Here is a 16,710-nt window from a genome sequence, read left to right as displayed (position 1 = left end):
ACCTCCTTGAAGCGTGCGGGACAATGAGTTACGTGACTCGGATCGTGATCATTGGCGGCGGACCCGGCGGATACGAGGCGGCCCTTGTGGCGGCCCAGCTCGGCGCGGAGGTGACCGTCGTCGATTGCGACGGTCTGGGCGGGGCGTCGGTGCTCACCGACTGCGTGCCGTCGAAGACTCTGATCGCGACGGCCGAGGTGATGACCACCTTCGACTCTTCGTACGAGGAGCTGGGGATCATCGTCGCGGACGACACTCCGCACATCGACAGCCCCGCGCGCGTGGTGGGTGTGGATCTGGGGAAGGTCAACCGCCGTGTGAAGCGCCTCGCGCTCGCCCAGTCCCACGACATCACCGCCTCGGTGACCAGGGCCGGTGCGCGCGTCCTGCGCGGGCGTGGACGGCTCGAGGGCCAGCAGGACATCGACGGCTCGCGGAAGGTCGTCGTGCGGGCGGCCGACGGGAGCGAGGAGACCCTCGTCGCCGATGCCGTGCTGATCGCCACCGGTGGGCATCCGCGCGAGGTTCCCGACGCCCAGCCCGACGGCGAGCGGATCCTCAACTGGACCCAGGTGTACGACCTCGACGAGCTGCCCGAGGAACTCATCGTCGTCGGCTCCGGCGTGACCGGCGCCGAGTTCGCCGGTGCCTACCAGGCGCTCGGGTCGAACGTCACCCTCGTGTCCAGCCGTGACCGGGTGCTGCCGGGTGAGGACCCGGACGCCGCCGCCGTCCTGGAGGACGTCTTCCGGCGCCGCGGCATGAACGTCATGTCCCGCTCCCGTGCCGCCTCCGCCAAGCGGGTGGGCGACCGGGTCGAGGTCACGCTCAACGACGGCCGCGTCATCTCCGGCACGCACTGCCTGATGGCCGTCGGCGCCATCCCGAACAGCAGCGGCATGGGTCTGGAGGAGGCCGGGGTCAAGCTGAAGGACTCCGGGCACATCTGGACCGACAAGGTCTCGCGGACCTCCGCCCCCGGTGTGTACGCCGCCGGTGACGTGACCGGGATCTTCGCGCTCGCCTCCGTCGCGGCCATGCAGGGGCGCATCGCGATGTACCACTTCCTCGGCGACGCGGTGACGCCGCTGAACCTGAAGACCGTGTCCTCGAACGTCTTCACCGACCCGGAGATCGCGACCGTCGGCTACAGCCAGGCCGACGTCGACGCGGGCAAGATCGACGCGCGCGTGGTGAAGCTGCCGCTGCTGCGCAATCCGCGCGCGAAGATGCAGGGCATCCGCGACGGTTTCGTCAAGATCTTCTGCCGTCCCGGCACGGGCATCGTGGTCGGCGGAGTGGTCGTCGCGCCGCGCGCTTCGGAACTGATCCATCCCATCTCGATCGCCGTCGACAACAATCTGACGGTCGAGCAGATCGCGAATGCGTTCACCGTGTACCCATCGCTTTCGGGGTCGATCGCCGAGGTGGCGCGTCAACTTCACACCCGGAAGACGGCGGGCGAGAGCTGATCCACGGAGCGGCCTGAATCAACTCTTCGCAGGTCACGCAGTGTTGTCGCGCATTCGCGCGGCATACTCGGAGTGAGTAGGCACCTATACCACTTCCCACCCTGCCGTGCGAACAACTTCTGTAATTCGGCGCAAACTGCTGAAAGCAGACGGTCGTTGGGGTTACTGTCAGTTTCGTGTTCGCTGCAGAACGTCGCCAATTGATCCTCGAAATGGTGCGAGCCAACGGAGCGGTATCGCTCCGTGAGCTCGCCCGCGTCGTCCAGACCTCCGAAGTGACCGTACGGCGGGACGTGCGCGCGCTGGAGGCAGAAGGACTCCTCGACCGCCGACATGGCGGTGCGGTATTGCCGGGCGGATTCACGCGGGAGTCCGGCTTTCCGCAGAAATCACATCTCGCGACCGCCGAGAAGACGGCCATCGCCGATCTCGCGGCGGGACTCGTCGAAGAAGGCGAAGCCATCGTCGTCGGGGCGGGTACGACCACGCAGGAGCTGGCCCGACGGCTCGCGCGGGTACCCGGTCTGACCGTCGTCACCAATTCGCTCCTGGTGGCACAGGCGCTGGCGCATGCCAACCGGGTCGAAGTCGTCATGACAGGCGGCACCCTGCGCGGTTCCAACTACGCGCTGGTGGGCAGCGGGGCCGAGCAGTCCCTCCAGGGGCTGCGGGTCTCCAGGGCCTTCCTCTCGGGCAGTGGCCTGACCGCCGAGCGCGGCCTGTCCACGTCCAACATGCTCTCCGCGAGCGTGGACCGCGCCCTTGTCCAGGCGGCCGCCGAGGTCGTGGTCCTCGCCGACCACACCAAGCTCGGTACCGACACGATGTTCCAGACGGTGCCGACGGACGTCATCACCCGCCTTGTCACGGACGAGCCGCCGGCGCACGACGACCGCGCGGCCACCGAACTGCAGGCACTGGCCGACCAGGGCGTGCAGATCGCGGTGGCGGGCGGCTCCGCCAGCCCTAACGCAGGGCCCGGTGTCGATTCCGTCCCGGCGGGGCGCCAGCCGCGCCGGGACGTGCCCCTGCCGGGTCAGCGTCGCAACCACGGGGCGGGTCCTGGCCAGCTGCGCAACGCGCTTCTCGGGGAACAGCCGCCCGGGGAGCGGTCCGCGCGGGTCGCCGATCTACGGCGACGCTGATCGTCGGGCCTGCGGGTGACGCGACCTGCCCGGCGGCGGGTGCTACGCCGTCGGCTGCTCGTCCGCCCGCAGGCCCCGCAGGGTCAGGAGCAGCAGGCGGTCGGCCAGCTCCGGGTCGTCCGGGGTCTCCTCGGCCGCCAGTGAGATCGCGTTGGTCAGCTGGAGCAGGTCGGAGATGGAGACGTCGGGTCGTACGGCCCCCGCCTCCTGCGCGCGGGCGAGCAGTGTCGAGCCCGCCTCGCTCATCGGCTTGCTGCACCGCGCGAGCGCCGAACTGTCGTCGTGCGACGCCGACATGAGGGCGCTCGACAGGCCGCGATACTCACCCGCATGAGTGACGATGGCACGCAGCCACGCCACCAGGGCCGCGCAGGGCTGCGGGTCGTCGAGCAGCGCGTGCGAGCGCGTGAGCAGGTCGCAGACCGCGTCCTCCCACACCGCGCTCATCAGCGCGTGCCGGTTCGGGAAGTGCCGGTAGAGCGTGCCGATGCCGACGCCCGCGCGGCGTGCCACGTCCTCCAGGGACGCGCCCGTGCCGTGCTCGGCGAAGGCGGTGCGCGCCTCGGTGAGCAGCCGCTCGTAGTTGCGGCGTGCGTCGGCCCGCATGGCGCGCGCGGACTCCTGTGGCGCTCTCGCCTGCTGTTCCGTGCCGGTCGTCATCCCCGCACCCTTCGTGAACGTACGCGTCCCTCAAGGATGCCACTCGGGCCCGGTCGGTCGGCGACGGTGTTCAGGCCGCTCCGCGGCCGAAGAACGTGTCCAGCTCCGCGCGGGCCCTGCGCTCGCGCCTGCGCGGCGGCAGGGTGCCGCCGCGCAGGTTCCGCGCCAGCCAGAGCAGCAGTGGATACGTGACGCAGGTGCCTACGACGAGTCCGCTCAGTACGCCGGCGGCCAGATCCCCCGTGAACATCCTCAACCCACCTTCGTCCGCTGCCGCTTGGCGCCGGGACGGAGTCCGTCGTGCGCCGTGGCGATCATCGTCGCCCCGTTGTCCGGCACCACCGCGCCGTAGCCGAGCAGCCGCCAGCGCGGATCCACGGCGTCGCTCTCGTAGTACGGCACGGGTCCCGCCGCCGACGGCACCAGCAGCGGCGCCGGTTCGCGCGTGCAGGCGTCGCAGGCGGCCACCTCCACCGCGGCGCCCTCCAGGACGACGGGCGGTGCCACGCGCGCGTGCCCGCGTGCGTGCAGTGGGTTGAAGTAGCAGGGCGGGTCGGGGCGCAGCGGCTGCTCCGTCACCAGCGCCTCGATGGCCCGCATCCCGATGCGGCTGAACTCGATGCCCGCGACGAGCTCGCCGACCGCGTGCGCGGCGTCGTACGCGGGATCGGGGCTCGCGGGGCCCTCGAAGGCGGGCAGGATCACCGAGTTGCTCGCCTGGATCGACGCCGTCGTCGCGAACGAGGTCAGCTCCGTGCGCAGTGGCGGTGTCAGGGAGCAGGTGTCGCGCAGGCTGTCGCCGAGCGCGGAAGCGTCGCTCAGGAGCGCGGCGCGTTCCTCGGCGTATCCGCGCAGCGCCTCGGGATCGCCCCGCGGATCCGGCAGCGGGGCGCGCCAGTCGGGCGCGGGCAGCGGCAGGGCGAAGGTGTAGGGGCGGCGGCGGCCCAGCGGCAGTGTGGTGAATCGGCGCAGCAGGGCCACGGTCAGAGCCGCGGCGATGCCGAGGATCAGGCCCGCTTCGTAGTGCTGTCCGGTGTCCGCGTTCGCCGCGTACCAGGCGGCGCTCGCGATGGCGCCTGCGGCGGGCGGCAGGCAGAGTACGTCCCCCGTGCGTGTCACTGAAGTCCCCCCGTGGTCTTCGGTTCTACGTGGGGGTAGGACGCGGTGGGGCTGGGGGCGGTTGCATGCGGGTCGGCGCCGTGGCTGATGCCGATCACCGGCTCCGCCGAGTTCGTCCTCAATCGCCGGACGGGCTTGAAATACCGCCGGGCCGAGTCTGAAGTGCCGCCGGGCGAGTCTGAAATACCGCCGGGCCGGGCCGGAAGTGCGCCGGGTCGCGCCGGAAATGCCGCCGGGCCGAGCTGGATCATCCAGCTCGGCCCGGCACGTATTCGACTCAGCCCGACCAGCGAGTACTCAGCCCGGCGGGGCGAAAATCCAGCCCCTCCGGCGTTTGAGGAGCGGGGTCTGGGGCGGAGCCCCAGGGGGCCCCGTCGCCGAGTTTCAGGAGCCCCCGTCGCCGAGCCCCAGCGACCCCGTCGCCGAGTCAGTCCTTGATCTCACAGATGACCGCACCGGAGGTAAGGCTCGCGCCCACCTCCGCCGTGAGGCCCTTGATCGTGCCCGAACGGTGCGCGTTCAGGGGCTGTTCCATCTTCATGGCCTCCAGGACGACGATCAGGTCGCCCTCGTTGACCTCCTGGCCCTCCTCGACCGCGACCTTGACGATCGTGCCCTGCATGGGCGAGGCGAGGGTGTCGCCGGAGGCGGCGGGGCCCGACTTCTTGGCCGCGCGCCGCTTGGGACGGGCGCCGCCCGCCGCCGCGGTGCGCGCGATCGTCATGCCCAGGGAGGACGGGAGGGACACCTCGAGGCGCTTGCCGCCGACCTCGACGACGACCGTCTCGCGGCCCGGCTCCTCGTCGGCGTCCGCGTCCACCGCGGGCGCGGCGAAGGCCGGGATCTCGTTGACGAACTCGGTCTCGATCCAGCGCGTGAAGATCGTGAACGGGGCGTCGGAGCCGGTCAGTTCGGGCGCGAACGCCGGGTCCCTGACGACGGCACGGTGGAACGGGATGGCCGTGGCCATGCCCTCGACGTTGAACTCGTCCAGGGCACGCGCGGCACGCTGCAGCGCCTGCTCACGCGTCGCGCCCGTCACGATCAGCTTGGCCAGGAGCGAGTCCCAGGCCGGGCCGATGACCGATCCCGACTCGACGCCCGCGTCCAGGCGGACACCGGGTCCCGACGGCGGCGCGAAGGCGGTGACGGTGCCGGGCGCGGGCAGGAAGCCCCGGCCCGGGTCCTCGCCGTTGATGCGGAACTCGAAGGAGTGGCCGCGCAGTTCGGGGTCGCCGTAGCCCAGCTCCTCGCCGTCGGCGATGCGGAACATCTCGCGTACGAGGTCGATGCCCGCCACCTCTTCGGTGACCGGGTGCTCGACCTGCAGACGGGTGTTGACCTCCAGGAAGGAGATCGTGCCGTCGGCGCCGACGAGGAACTCGACGGTGCCCGCGCCGACGTAACCGGCTTCCTTCAGGATCGCCTTCGAGGCGCTGTACAGCTCCTCGACCTGGGCGTCGGAGAGGAACGGCGCGGGGGCCTCCTCGACGAGCTTCTGGTGGCGGCGCTGCAGCGAGCAGTCACGGGTCGAGACGACGACCACGTTGCCGTGCTGGTCGGCCAGGCACTGGGTCTCCACGTGCCGCGGCTTGTCCAGGTAGCGCTCCACGAAGCACTCGCCGCGGCCGAAGGCGGCCACCGCCTCGCGCACCGCGGAGTCGTACAGCTCGGGGACCTCTTCGAGGTTCCTCGCGACCTTCAGGCCGCGGCCGCCGCCGCCGAACGCCGCCTTGATGGCGATCGGCAGGCCGTGCTCCTCGGCGAAGGCCACGACCTCGTCGGAGCCCGAGACCGGGTCCGGGGTGCCCGCGACCAGCGGGGCACCGGCACGCTGCGCGATGTGTCGCGCAGCGACCTTGTCGCCCAGATCACGGATGGCCTGCGGCGGCGGGCCGATCCAGGTCAGACCCGCGTCGATGACGGCCTGCGCGAACTCGGCGTTCTCCGAAAGGAATCCGTAGCCGGGGTGGATCGCGTCCGCCCCCGCGTCCTTGGCCGCGGCCAGCACCTTGGAGATGTCCAAGTAGCTGGTGGCCGGAGTGTCACCGCCCAGCGCGAACGCCTCATCGGCCGCCCGTACATGCAGAGCGTCCCGGTCGGGATCTGCGTAGACGGCTACGCTCGCGATCCCTGCGTCCCGGCATGCCCGAGCAACACGGACAGCGATTTCGCCACGGTTGGCGATGAGCACCTTGCGCACGATGGCTCCCTCCTTGAAACAAGCCGAGTTTAGGGACTGCCGACACGGGCTTACGACCCGTCCCCAAGGGTGAGCTTGCCCACACGGAGTGTGATTCGAGGCTCGCCCGATCCGTGAAATCCCTTGTCGTACCACGGTACGCAGGCTTCCTGCTCGGCAGCCTAGCCCTCCGGTGTGGCCAAGGTCTCTGTGAGTCCGCGCTGCGGCGGGACGCCTTTCTTTGTGGAGTCCCTACGAATGGCCCAATGATTCTTTGCCTTCGGCGCAGCCCTTGTCCCCGGGTTTACCCGTTAGTAGCGTTCGCGATGGCTCGAACGTACTTGGGGTAACAGCGGAAGCAGCGGAAAGTGGGTGGGGCGCCGTGGCGCGCAGACCGGTGGCCTGGGTGGGCGCGATCGTTCTCTTCGCGGAGGCGGTCGGCATCGCGCTCCTCAACTGGTTCCTCGGCCTCGTCGTCGACAAGCAAGACATGTCCCTGGCCGGTCTCGACCCGCGCGCGATGACCGTGTCGACCTGGATCGCGGGCATCCTCTTCGGCGGCTACCTCGTGCTGTGCGGCATCGTCCTGATCCGCGCGGCCGCCCTCGACCGCGCTCCCGGCACCTTCGGGCGGCTGCTTCTGATCAGCTGCGCCGTCGTGCACGCGCTGCTCGGCGCGTTCTCCGTCGGCCTGGCGGGCTGGCCCGCGTTCGCGTTCATGATGGTCGTCCTCGGCCTGCTCGTCCTGACGCTCGTCGCGTACGACAAGAAGGCGCGGCAGGACGAGGGCGGCGGCGAGGGTCAGGTGCCCCAGGACGGGGCCCCGCAGCCCGCCTGAGAAGTCGCCCGAGGGGCCGTCTGAGGGGCCGCCTGAGGGGTCAGGCCCACAACTCCGTGATGCCCACGCCCAGTTGCGCGAGCAGGCGGCGAAGGAGCGGCAGAGAGAGGCCGATGACGTTTCCGTGGTCGCCCTCGATGCCCTCGATGAACGGGGCCGAGCGGCCGTCCAGCGTGAACGCCCCCGCCACGTGCAGCGGTTCGCCGCTCGCGACGTACGCGGCGATCTCGTCGTCCGAGGGCTCGCCGAAGCGGACCACGGTCGACGCCGTGCCCGACGCGTACCGCCCGGAGGCGGTGTCGTAGACGCAGTGGCCCGTCTGCAGGACGCCCGCGCGGCCGCGCATCGACTTCCAGCGGGCGGTCGCCTCCTCGGCGTCGGCGGGCTTGCCGAGCGCCTGTCCGTCCAGTTCGAGCACCGAGTCGCAGCCGATGACCAGCGCGCCCTTGACGTCGGGGCGCGCAGCGACCACCGATGCCTTGGCCTCGGCGAGGGCCAGGGCGAGCTCGGCGGGGGTGGGTGCGGAGACCGCGTCCTCGTCGACCCCGCTGACGATCACCTCGGGGGCGAGGCCCGCCTGGCGGAGCAGCCCGAGGCGGGCGGGGGACTGGGAGGCGAGCACGAGACGGCGGCGCGGATCACTCATGCGGCCAGGGTAGCGAGCCGCCGGTTGCGCGGGGCACGCGTCAGCTGATGCCCAGGACGAACATCGCCACCACCATGGCCAGGGCAAGGACGAGTCCCGCACGGCGCATCTTCGCCTGCATGTCCCGCATGTCCTTGGGCGGGTTGTTCTCCGGGTCCGACCACAGCATGCCTTCGATACTGCGGCCGGCGAGGCCGGGGCGCCTGAGTACGCGTACTCAAGTTCCCCGGGCCCGCTCGGTGAGTTGGGCGGGTACGGCAGTACTAGCCGGGCCAGTAGCTGCGGCCCCAGGACGTGGGGCCCGGCGCGGGCAGCCGGTGGCGGGCCACGCGCGCGGGGTCGGCCCACGCGTCGGGGGGCGTGGGCGCGCCGGACGGCTGGTTCGCCACCGCCGCGGCGCGCGCCTGGACCACCGCCAAGGCGGCGGCGAGCTCCTCCGGGGTCGGGTTGCCCCGTACGACCTTGATCATGACCGCTCCGTGGGGGACTGGGGGACTGGGAGAGGGCTGGGGGACTAGAGGGGGATGTTGCCGTGCTTCTTCGGGGGGAGGGATTCCCGCTTCGTCCGCAGCTGACGCAGGCCGCGTACGAGGTGGGCGCGGGTCTCCGACGGCATGACGACCGCGTCGATGTAGCCGCGCTCGGCCGCCGTGTACGGGTTGAGGAGCGTGTCCTCGTACTCCTGGATCAGCTGGGCCCGCGTCGCCTCCTGGTCCTCCGCCGCCGCGATCGTGCGGCGGTGCAGGATGTTCACCGCTCCCTGCGCGCCCATCACCGCGATCTGCGCGGTCGGCCAGGCCAGGTTGAGGTCGGCGCCCAGGTGCTTGGAGCCCATCACGTCGTACGCGCCGCCGAACGCCTTGCGCGTGATGACGGTGATGAGGGGGACGGTGGCTTCCGCGTACGCGTAGATCAGCTTCGCGCCGCGCCGGATGATGCCCGTGTGCTCCTGCTCGACGCCCGGCAGGAAGCCCGGCACGTCGACGAAGGTGATGACCGGGACGTTGAACGCGTCGCAGGTGCGGACGAAGCGGGCGCCCTTCTCGGAGGCGTCGATGTTCAGGCACCCCGCGAACTGCGTCGGCTGGTTGGCGACGATGCCCACCGGGCGGCCCTCGATCCGGCCGAAGCCGGTGAGGATGTTCGGCGCGAACAGCGACTGCGTCTCGAAGAACTCGGCGTCGTCCAGGACGTGTTCGATCACCGTGTGCATGTCGTACGGCTGGTTGGCGCTGTCCGGGATGAGGGTGTCGAGCTCGCGGTCCTCGTCCGTCGGCGCCAGGTCCGCCTCCTCGGGGAAGGCCGGGGGATCGCTGAGGTTGTTCGAAGGCAGGTAGGAGAGCAGGGACTTGACGTAGTCGATCGCGTCCTTCTCGTCGCCCGCCATGTGGTGGGCCACGCCCGACGTGGAGTTGTGGGTGCGGGCGCCGCCGAGTTCCTCGAAGCCGACGTCCTCTCCCGTGACCGTCTTGATGACGTCCGGGCCCGTGATGAACATGTGCGACGTCTGGTCGACCATCACCGTGAAGTCGGTGATCGCCGGGGAGTAGACCGCGCCGCCCGCGCAGGGCCCCACGACGAGGGAGATCTGCGGGATCACGCCCGAGGCGTGCGTGTTCCTGCGGAAGATCTCGCCGTACATGCCGAGGGCCATGACGCCCTCCTGGATGCGGGCGCCGCCGGAGTCGTTGATGCCGATGACCGGGCAGCCGGTCTTCAGCGCGAAGTCCATGACCTTGACGATCTTCTGTCCGAAGACCTCGCCGAGCGCGCCGCCGAAGACCGTGAAGTCCTGTGAGAACACGGCCACCGGGCGGCCGTCCACGGTGCCGTAACCGGTCACCACGCCGTCGCCGTACGGCCTGTTCTGGTCAAGACCGAAGTTGGTCGAGCGGTGCTGCGCGAACTCGTCCAGTTCTACGAAGGACCCCTCGTCGAGGAGGAGTTCGATCCGCTCGCGCGCCGTCAGCTTCCCCTTGGCGTGCTGCTTCTCGACCGCTCGCGCCGAACCCGCGTGTTTGGCCTCCTCGATGCGGCGCTGCAGATCGGCGAGCTTGCCTGCGGTCGTGTGGATGTCGATCTCGGACATAGGGATGCGGCTCCCTGCCTGCTCATCGGGGCTTCTGGCGACTTCTGGCGGCTGCTTGCGGCCGGTGGCGGCCTGCGGTGCGGCTTGCTACTGACCCGTAGCGTATCGGCGCCGATACGGATCGGCAGTGCGGCGTTTACCACACCTAGGGTGGCTTGCATGACGTCGTCAGATGCTGAAGACAATCGCTGGTCCGACCTGGACAGGCCGCCGCTGAACGCCGCTTCGCTGCGGCGCGCTCTCGTTCGCGAGGGCGGTCTGTGGACCTCCTTGGACGTGGTCGCCAGTACCGGGTCCACCAACAGCGATCTCGTGGGGCGGGCCGGTGAGCTCCCCGAAGGGGCCGTCCTCGTCGCCGAGGAGCAGAGCGCGGGGCGGGGGCGGCTCGATCGGCAGTGGTCCGCTCCCGCCCGGTCGGGGCTCTTCTTCTCCGTGCTGCTCAAGCCCGCCGAAGTGCCCGTCGAGCGGTGGGGGTGGCTGCCGCTGCTCACCGGTGTCGCCGTCGCCACGGGGCTCTCGCGGGCGGCCGGGGTGGACACCGCACTCAAGTGGCCCAATGACCTGCTGGTGACTGTGAAGGGCGCCGAACGCAAGGCCGGGGGGATCCTCGCGGAGCGGGCCGGGCCCGTCGACGGGGGCGGTGTCGTGGTGGGCGTCGGGCTCAACGTGACGCTGCGCGAGGACGAGCTGCCGGTGCCGACCGCGGGGTCGTTGGGTCTTGCGGGGGCGGCCACCACGGACCGGGATCCGTTGCTGCGGGCCGTGCTGCGGTCGTTCGAGCAGTGGTACGGGGACTGGCGGGCCGCGGGCGGGGATCCGGGGGCCTCCCGGCTTCAGGAGACGTACGCGGCGGGGTGCGCGACCTTGGGGCGTACGGTGCGGGCCGAGCTGCCGGGGGACCGGTCGATCACGGGGGAGGCCGTCGCCGTCGACGGGGACGGGCGGCTCGTGCTTGCCACGGAGGACGGGGTGCAGCAGCCGGTGGGGGCCGGGGACATCGTGCATCTGCGGGGGGCCGGGTGAGCGCCTCGTCGTCGTAGGGGCGGGGCCGCGGCGGTATGTCCGTCCTCGCCGTCCCAGAGCCTTGCCACCTTTTGGGCACCTCGGCTCGTGGCCCCCAGTGCTCCGGGCGGACATACCGCCACGTCCCCTCGGGCCGGATGGCGGCTGCGGGCGCGCTCTGCTGTGGGCAATCGTGCCGCAGGGCGAGTGGGGTCTCCCCTGCTCGAGCGGAGCCGAGAGCTTGGGGAAGGGTGGGCACAGCCCCCGGCGCCGAGGGGCGGGAACGGGGGCACCGGCCACGGTGCGGGCGGGTGGGCGCAAGCGCCGTCGCCGACGCTCGGGGCGTAGGTCAAGAGGAACGTCACGGGAGTCGGGAGTGAGGTGCGGCACACCTGCCGTAAAGTTGGCGCCGGTCGATACCTGACCGCGGCAGATCGGAAGGGCAGCAGGCGTGACCGTCGACGACACGGGATCCGGCGAGGTACCGGAAGTGGGCGCCGGGGTCCCCGAAGTGGACGAGAAGTCCGAGGATCCGGAGAAGGATCCCCTCGCTCTCAGGCTTGAGCAGTTGATCCTCGGGGCCGATCGTCGCTATACGCCCTTCCAGGCGGCTCGCAGCGCGGGCGTGTCCATGGAGCTGGCCTCGCGGTTCTGGCGGGCCATGGGCTTCCCCGACATCGGGCAGGCCAAGGCGCTGACCGAGGCCGACGTCCTCGCGCTGCGGCGGCTCGCAGGGCTCGTCGAGGCGGGGCTGCTGAGCGAGGCCATGGCCGTGCAGGTGGCGCGGTCGACGGGGCAGACCACCGCGCGGCTCGCGGAGTGGCAGATCGACTCGTTCCTGGAGGGCCTCACCGAACCGCCCGAGCCCGGGATGACCCGTACGGAAGTCACCTATCCGCTCGTCGAGCTGCTCCTGCCCGAGCTGGAGGAGTTCCTCGTCTATGTGTGGCGGCGCCAGCTCGCCGCGGCCACGGGGCGGGTGGTGCAGGCCGCCGACGACGAGGAGATGGTCGACCGGCGGCTCGCGGTCGGATTCGCCGATCTCGTGGGCTTCACGCGGCTGACCCGGCGTATGGAGGAAGAGGAGCTCGGGGAGCTCGTCGAGGCCTTCGAGACCACCGCCGCCGACCTGGTGGCCGCGCACGGCGGGCGGCTCATCAAGACGCTGGGCGACGAGGTGCTGTACGCCGCCGACGACGCCGGGACCGCCGCGGAGATCGCGCTGCGGCTTATCGAGACCATGGCCAACGACGAGACCATGCCCGAGCTGCGCGTCGGCATCGCCTTCGGGACCGTGACCACGCGCATGGGCGACGTCTTCGGCACGACCGTGAACCTCGCGTCCCGGCTCACGTCGATAGCTCCCCGGGACGCCGTCCTCGTGGACGGGGCCTTCGCCGAGGAGCTGACGCGCACCCGTGACGCGCCCGCCTCCGAGGCGGACGCCGCCGCGCTGGCCGAGCGTGCGGAGAAGGAGGGCGAGGAGCCGCCCACCTACCGCTTCGCCCTGCAGCCGATGTGGCAGCGGCCGGTGCGCGGGCTCGGGGTCGTCGAGCCCTGGCTGCTCGCCCGCAGGAGCTGACCGCAGGCCCTTCCACTGGGGTCGGGGCGGCTGACATGATCCTTCGGTAACGGTCGTTAACCGGGTGGAGGAGGCGTCATGGGTGACGAGCAGCGGTACGGGGAGTACGTGGCGGTCAGGCGGCACGGGCACGTCGTCGAGCTCGTTCTCGACCGGCCGAAGGCCATGAACGCCGTCTCGGCGGAGATGGGGCGCTCCATCGCCGCCGCCTGCGCCGCGCTGACGGACGACCGCGCCGCCCGCGTCGTCGTCCTGACCTCCACCCATGAGCGGGCCTTCTGCGTCGGCGCCGACCTCAAGGAGCGGAACTCCTTCAGCGACGCCGAGTTGCGCCGTCAGCGGCCCACTTCGCGTGGTGCTTACGGCGGTGTGCTCGAACTGCCCATGCCGACGATCGCCGCCGTGCACGGCTTCGCCCTTGGCGGTGGGTTCGAGCTCGCGCTGTCGTGCGACGTGATCGTCGCCGACTCGACCGCGGTGGTCGGGCTCCCCGAGGTGTCGGTCGGCGTCATCCCCGGTGGCGGCGGCACCCAGCTGCTGCCGCGCCGCGTCGGGGCCGCCCGCGCGGCCGAGCTGATCTTCTCCGCGCGGCGCGTGGAGGCCGCGGAGGCGCGGGAGTTGGGTCTGGTGGACGTGCTGGTCGAGGGGGACGAGGCCCGCACGGAAGCGCTCGCGCTCGGCGCCCGCATGGCCGCCAACTCGCCCGTCGGGCTGCGCGCCGCCAAGCGCGCGCTGCGCCTCGGGCAGGGGCTCGACCTGCGTGCGGGGCTTGAGGTGGAGGACGCGGCGTGGCGCGATGTGGCGTTCTCCGGGGACCGGGTGGAGGGCGTCGCCGCGTTCAACGAGAAGCGGAAGCCGGAGTGGCCCGGGGAGTAGTGGGGGCGGGGCGGGCTCGTCGCGGGTGAGTGGCGGGTGCGGCTCGGGCTGCGTCCCGAAGTTCCTAAATGTCGTAAATCTTCTAGCCTGGGGTCATGGGTGAGGATGTCCGGCTGCGGGCCGTCGTGGAGCTGGCGCAGGGGATGGCCGCGGCGCATGCTCCGCGTGAGTCCTGGCGCGCGGCCGCCCTCGGTGCCTGCCGCGCGCTGAACGGGAGCTTCGCCGCGCTCTCCGTGTGGGAACGCGATCTGGGGCGGCTGCGGGTGCTCGTGAACGCGGGCGAACGGGCCGAGGGCGAGGAGGAGTTCCCGGAGCGGGAGTCCTACCCCGTCAACCAGTTCCCGGAGATCGCCGAGTTCCTGCACGAACGCTGGGCCGGTGGCGGTGAGCCGCACGCCTGGGTCGAGACCGTCGAGGGGCCCGCGGGTGGCAGGAGCGCGGGCTACTGCCACGAGCGCGTCACCGCGCTGCGTCGGCGCGGGCGCGGCTGCTGTGTGGTCGCGCCCATCGTGTTGCACGGGCGCGCGTGGGGCGAGCTGTACGTGGCGCGGCCGGTGGGCGCGCCGGTCTTCGACCGGGCCGACGCCGACTTCGCCACGGTCCTCGCGGCCGTGGTCGCCGCCGGGATCGCCCAGACCGAACGCCTCGAAGAGGCGCGGCGGCTCGCCTTCACCGACGCGCTCACCGGGCTCGCCAACCGGCGCGCGGTCGATCTGCGGCTCGACGAGGCGGTGGAGCGGCATCGGGTGGACGGTGTCGTGGTGAGCCTCGTCGTCTGCGACGTGAACGGGCTCAAGCGGGTCAACGACACCCGGGGTCATGCCGTCGGCGACCGCCTTCTGGAACGGTTCGGGTCGGTCCTCTCGCTCTGCGGCGCCATGCTGCCGGGGGCGCTCGCCGCGCGGCTCGGCGGCGACGAGTTCTGTCTGCTTTCGGTGGGGCCCGCGGCTGATGAGGTGGTACGGGTGGCCGAGGAACTGTGCGTACGGGCCGGTGAGTTGGAGCTCGGCGACGGGGTGGCCTGCGGGGTCGCGTCCACCGGCGATCCGATCGGTGCGGTGCGGTCGGCTCGTCGTCTCTTCCGGCTCGCGGATGCGGCGCAGTACCGGGCGAAGGCGGCGCGGGCGGCTAAACCGGTGGTTGCGGGGCGCGGTGGGGGTGTGGGTGGGGAGGATCCGGTGGTTCGGCTGGCGGATTCGGTGTCGGGGGAGCGGGAGGTGGGGGAGCGGCGGAGGTTCCGGGGGCGGTAGCTGGCGGGTTTCCTTTGGGCTGGGGTCTGTGCCTTGGGTTCGTCTTGGGGGCGGGGCCGCGGGGGTATGTGCGTACTCGCCATCCCGGGGCGGAGGCCACTGGCCTTGCTTCCTTGCCCCGGTCTCCACTGTGCTCCGTTCGCACATACCCCCACGTCCCTCGGGAGCGCGGGCGGCTGCGGCCCGGTGGGGGCCGGGCTCCCCGGGCCCCTGGCGCGGTCGCGGTAAGTGGTCCGGGGCAGATCTACCCGTGACACCTGGCGATTCAGTCCGTACGCTGCTGAATATGGATATGCACAGCGTGGGCACTGTGGCCCTAGGGACATCCGGAACGACCGCCGCCGACGTCATCGCCGTCGCGCGCGGCAACGCGCGGATCGAACTGACCGCCGAGGCGCGGACCGCCCTCGCCGCGTCCCGCGAGATCGTCGACGCGCTCGCGGCCAAGCCCGAACCCGTGTACGGCGTGTCTACCGGCTTCGGCGCGCTCGCCAGTCGGCACATCGGACCCGATCTCCGCGCCCAGCTGCAGCGCAACATCGTCCGTTCGCACGCGGCGGGCATGGGCCCGCGCGTGGAGCGCGAAGTGGTCCGTGCGCTGATGTTCCTGCGGCTGAAGACGGTCTGCTCGGGCCACACGGGCGTACGCCCCGAGGTCGCGCAGACCATGGCCGATGTCCTGAACGCGGGCATCACGCCGGTCGTCCACGAGTACGGCTCGCTCGGCTGCTCCGGCGACCTCGCGCCGCTCAGCCACTGTGCGCTGACGCTGATGGGCGAGGGCGACGCGGAGGGGCCCGACGGGGAGCTGCGGCCCGCGGGCGAGCTGCTCGCCGCGCACGGCATCAGCCCCGTCGAGCTGCGCGAGAAGGAGGGGCTCGCCCTCCTCAACGGCACGGACGGCATGCTCGGCATGCTGGTGATGGCCCTCGCCGATCTGGACATGCTCTACAAGTCCGCCGACGTCACGGCGGCGCTCACCCTCGAAGCGCTGCTCGGTACGGAGAAGGTCCTCGCGCCCGAGCTGCACGCCATCCGGCCGCACCCGGGGCAGGCCGCGTCCGCCGCCAACATGGCCGCCGTGCTCGCGGGGTCGGGCCTCACCGGGCACCACCAGGACGACGCGCCGCGCGTGCAGGACGCCTACTCGGTGCGCTGCGCCCCGCAGGTCGCGGGCGCGGGCCGGGACACGATCGCGCACGCGCGCACGGTCGCCGAGCGGGAGCTGGCCGCCGCCGTCGACAACCCGGTCGTACTGCCCGACGGGCGCGTGGAGTCCAACGGCAACTTCCACGGCGCCCCCGTCGCGTACGTCCTGGACTTCCTCGCGATCGCCGCCGCCGACCTCGGCTCGATCGCCGAGCGCCGCACCGACCGGCTCCTCGACAAGAACCGTTCGCACGGGCTTCCGCCGTTCCTCGCGGACGACGCGGGGGTCGACTCGGGGCTGATGATCGCCCAGTACACGCAGGCCGCCCTGGTGAGCGAGATGAAGCGGCTCGCGGTGCCCGCCTCCGCCGATTCCATCCCGTCCTCCGCGATGCAGGAGGACCACGTCTCCATGGGCTGGTCGGCCGCCCGCAAGCTCCGTACGGCCGTGGACAATCTGACCCGCATCGTCGCCGTCGAGCTGTACGCCGCCACGCGCGCCGTCGAGCTTCGCGCGGGCCTCACCCCCGCGCCCGCCACCCGGGCCGTCATCGACGCGGTCCGCAAGGCGGGCGTCGAGGGTCCTGGCCCCGACCGGTTCCTCGCTCCCGATCTGGCCGCGGCGGAGTCGTTCGTACGAACCGGTGCGCTGGTGGCGGCGGTCGAGCCGGTCACGGGGCCGTTGAGCTAGGGCCCGTCC

16 protein-coding genes are annotated in these 16,710 nt (G+C 71.6%); 8 read left to right on the top strand and 8 right to left on the bottom strand.

Translation table 11 applies throughout. The features are described from left to right. Window positions 1-23 precede the first annotated feature (23 nt). Both CP970_RS15910 and CP970_RS15905 read left to right on the top strand, forming a co-directional pair. Window positions 24-1,472 (top strand): NAD(P)H-quinone dehydrogenase, encoded by a 1,449-nt coding sequence (locus CP970_RS15910; RefSeq protein WP_055555937.1) that lies wholly within the window; start codon window positions 24-26, stop codon window positions 1,470-1,472. 176 nt (window positions 1,473-1,648) lie between these two features. Beyond that, window positions 1,649-2,617 carry a DeoR/GlpR family DNA-binding transcription regulator gene (locus CP970_RS15905; RefSeq protein WP_079044024.1) on the top strand — a complete coding sequence of 323 codons (969 nt, stop codon included), beginning with the start codon at window positions 1,649-1,651 and terminating at the stop codon, window positions 2,615-2,617. A 42-nt stretch (window positions 2,618-2,659) separates the two neighbouring features. On the opposite strand, the gene CP970_RS15900 is transcribed toward CP970_RS15905, so the two are convergent. The 4 genes from CP970_RS15900 to CP970_RS15885 form a co-directional block, all read right to left on the bottom strand. Further along, window positions 2,660-3,223, bottom strand: a complete 564-nt coding sequence (locus CP970_RS15900; protein WP_107099128.1) for a TetR/AcrR family transcriptional regulator — start codon at window positions 3,221-3,223, stop codon at window positions 2,660-2,662. A gap of 124 nt (window positions 3,224-3,347) precedes the next feature. Continuing rightward, window positions 3,348-3,527: a hypothetical protein gene (locus tag CP970_RS15895; RefSeq protein WP_055555930.1), complete on the bottom strand. Its 180-nt coding sequence runs from the start codon at window positions 3,525-3,527 to the stop codon at window positions 3,348-3,350. Window positions 3,528-3,529: 2 nt separating this feature from the next. Beyond that, window positions 3,530-4,396, bottom strand: a complete 867-nt coding sequence (locus CP970_RS15890) for a hypothetical protein (RefSeq protein ID WP_055555928.1) — start codon at window positions 4,394-4,396, stop codon at window positions 3,530-3,532. Window positions 4,397-4,823: 427 nt separating this feature from the next. Next, window positions 4,824-6,599, bottom strand: coding sequence for an acetyl/propionyl/methylcrotonyl-CoA carboxylase subunit alpha (locus CP970_RS15885; protein ID WP_055555926.1), 1,776 nt, complete (start codon window positions 6,597-6,599; stop codon window positions 4,824-4,826). Between the two features lie 361 nt (window positions 6,600-6,960). Here CP970_RS15885 and CP970_RS15880 point away from each other — a divergent pair, with 361 nt between their 5' ends. Continuing rightward, window positions 6,961-7,416: a hypothetical protein gene (locus tag CP970_RS15880; protein WP_224058461.1), complete on the top strand. Its 456-nt coding sequence runs from the start codon at window positions 6,961-6,963 to the stop codon at window positions 7,414-7,416. A gap of 40 nt (window positions 7,417-7,456) precedes the next feature. Here the strand turns inward: CP970_RS15880 and CP970_RS15875 are convergent, their stop codons facing one another. The 4 genes from CP970_RS15875 to CP970_RS15865 all read right to left on the bottom strand — a co-directional run bounded on the left by CP970_RS15875 (window position 7,457) and on the right by CP970_RS15865 (window position 10,151). Then, window positions 7,457-8,062: a Maf family protein gene (locus CP970_RS15875; protein WP_055555922.1), complete on the bottom strand. Its 606-nt coding sequence runs from the start codon at window positions 8,060-8,062 to the stop codon at window positions 7,457-7,459. Window positions 8,063-8,102: 40 nt separating this feature from the next. Next, on the bottom strand, window positions 8,103-8,231 hold the full coding sequence (gene mmpB / locus CP970_RS45520) for a morphogenic membrane protein MmpB (RefSeq protein WP_263406796.1): 129 nt from the start codon (window positions 8,229-8,231) through the stop codon (window positions 8,103-8,105). 94 nt (window positions 8,232-8,325) lie between these two features. Continuing rightward, a complete protein-coding gene (locus CP970_RS15870) occupies window positions 8,326-8,532 on the bottom strand; it encodes an acyl-CoA carboxylase subunit epsilon (protein ID WP_055555919.1) in 207 nt (68 codons plus the stop codon). Between the two features lie 44 nt (window positions 8,533-8,576). Further along, window positions 8,577-10,151: an acyl-CoA carboxylase subunit beta gene (locus tag CP970_RS15865; protein ID WP_055555892.1), complete on the bottom strand. Its 1,575-nt coding sequence runs from the start codon at window positions 10,149-10,151 to the stop codon at window positions 8,577-8,579. Between the two features lie 159 nt (window positions 10,152-10,310). Between CP970_RS15865 and CP970_RS15860 the strand changes: the two genes are divergently transcribed. The 5 genes from CP970_RS15860 (at window position 10,311) to hutH (ending at window position 16,701) form a co-directional block, all read left to right on the top strand. Next, the gene (locus CP970_RS15860) at window positions 10,311-11,174 is read left to right on the top strand and encodes a biotin--[acetyl-CoA-carboxylase] ligase (RefSeq protein ID WP_150493444.1); all 864 of its coding nucleotides are present in this window, start codon (window positions 10,311-10,313) and stop codon (window positions 11,172-11,174) included. Between the two features lie 430 nt (window positions 11,175-11,604). Then, entirely contained in the window at window positions 11,605-12,735 is a 1,131-nt protein-coding gene (locus CP970_RS15855; RefSeq protein ID WP_055556805.1) for an adenylate/guanylate cyclase domain-containing protein, read from the top strand. Window positions 12,736-12,813: 78 nt separating this feature from the next. Next, a complete protein-coding gene (locus CP970_RS15850) occupies window positions 12,814-13,611 on the top strand; it encodes an enoyl-CoA hydratase/isomerase family protein (RefSeq protein WP_055556807.1) in 798 nt (265 codons plus the stop codon). A 95-nt stretch (window positions 13,612-13,706) separates the two neighbouring features. Further along, on the top strand, window positions 13,707-14,861 hold the full coding sequence (locus CP970_RS15845; RefSeq protein ID WP_150493442.1) for a GGDEF domain-containing protein: 1,155 nt from the start codon (window positions 13,707-13,709) through the stop codon (window positions 14,859-14,861). Between the two features lie 301 nt (window positions 14,862-15,162). Continuing rightward, complete coding sequence (gene hutH / locus CP970_RS15840; RefSeq protein ID WP_398656942.1) at window positions 15,163-16,701, top strand: histidine ammonia-lyase; 1,539 nt, start codon at window positions 15,163-15,165, stop codon at window positions 16,699-16,701. The last annotated feature ends 9 nt before the right edge of the window (window positions 16,702-16,710 follow it).

It is taken from the genome of Streptomyces kanamyceticus (genome assembly GCF_008704495.1).
GTDB classification, from domain to species: Bacteria; Actinomycetota; Actinomycetes; order Streptomycetales; family Streptomycetaceae; genus Streptomyces; species Streptomyces kanamyceticus.
Note: the sequence above shows the minus strand (reverse complement) of the source record. Positions and strands in the feature narration are given on the sequence as shown.

Bases quoted from the DNA above. Each gene is read 5' to 3' on its own strand.
- CP970_RS15910 (WP_055555937.1), top strand. From the start codon at position 24: ATGAGTTACGTGACTCGGATCGTGATCATTGGCGGCGGACCCGGCGGA.
- CP970_RS15900 (WP_107099128.1), bottom strand. From the start codon at position 3,223: ATGCGGGCCGACGCACGCCGCAACTACGAGCGGCTGCTCACCGAGGCG.
- CP970_RS15895 (WP_055555930.1), bottom strand. From the start codon at position 3,527: ATGTTCACGGGGGATCTGGCCGCCGGCGTACTGAGCGGACTCGTCGTA.
- CP970_RS15875 (WP_055555922.1), bottom strand. From the start codon at position 8,062: ATGAGTGATCCGCGCCGCCGTCTCGTGCTCGCCTCCCAGTCCCCCGCC.
- mmpB (WP_263406796.1), bottom strand. From the start codon at position 8,231: ATGCTGTGGTCGGACCCGGAGAACAACCCGCCCAAGGACATGCGGGAC.
- CP970_RS15870 (WP_055555919.1), bottom strand. From the start codon at position 8,532: ATGATCAAGGTCGTACGGGGCAACCCGACCCCGGAGGAGCTCGCCGCC.
- CP970_RS15865 (WP_055555892.1), bottom strand. From the start codon at position 10,151: ATGTCCGAGATCGACATCCACACGACCGCAGGCAAGCTCGCCGATCTG.
- CP970_RS15860 (WP_150493444.1), top strand. From the start codon at position 10,311: ATGACGTCGTCAGATGCTGAAGACAATCGCTGGTCCGACCTGGACAGG.
- CP970_RS15850 (WP_055556807.1), top strand. From the start codon at position 12,814: ATGGGTGACGAGCAGCGGTACGGGGAGTACGTGGCGGTCAGGCGGCAC.
- CP970_RS15845 (WP_150493442.1), top strand. From the start codon at position 13,707: ATGGGTGAGGATGTCCGGCTGCGGGCCGTCGTGGAGCTGGCGCAGGGG.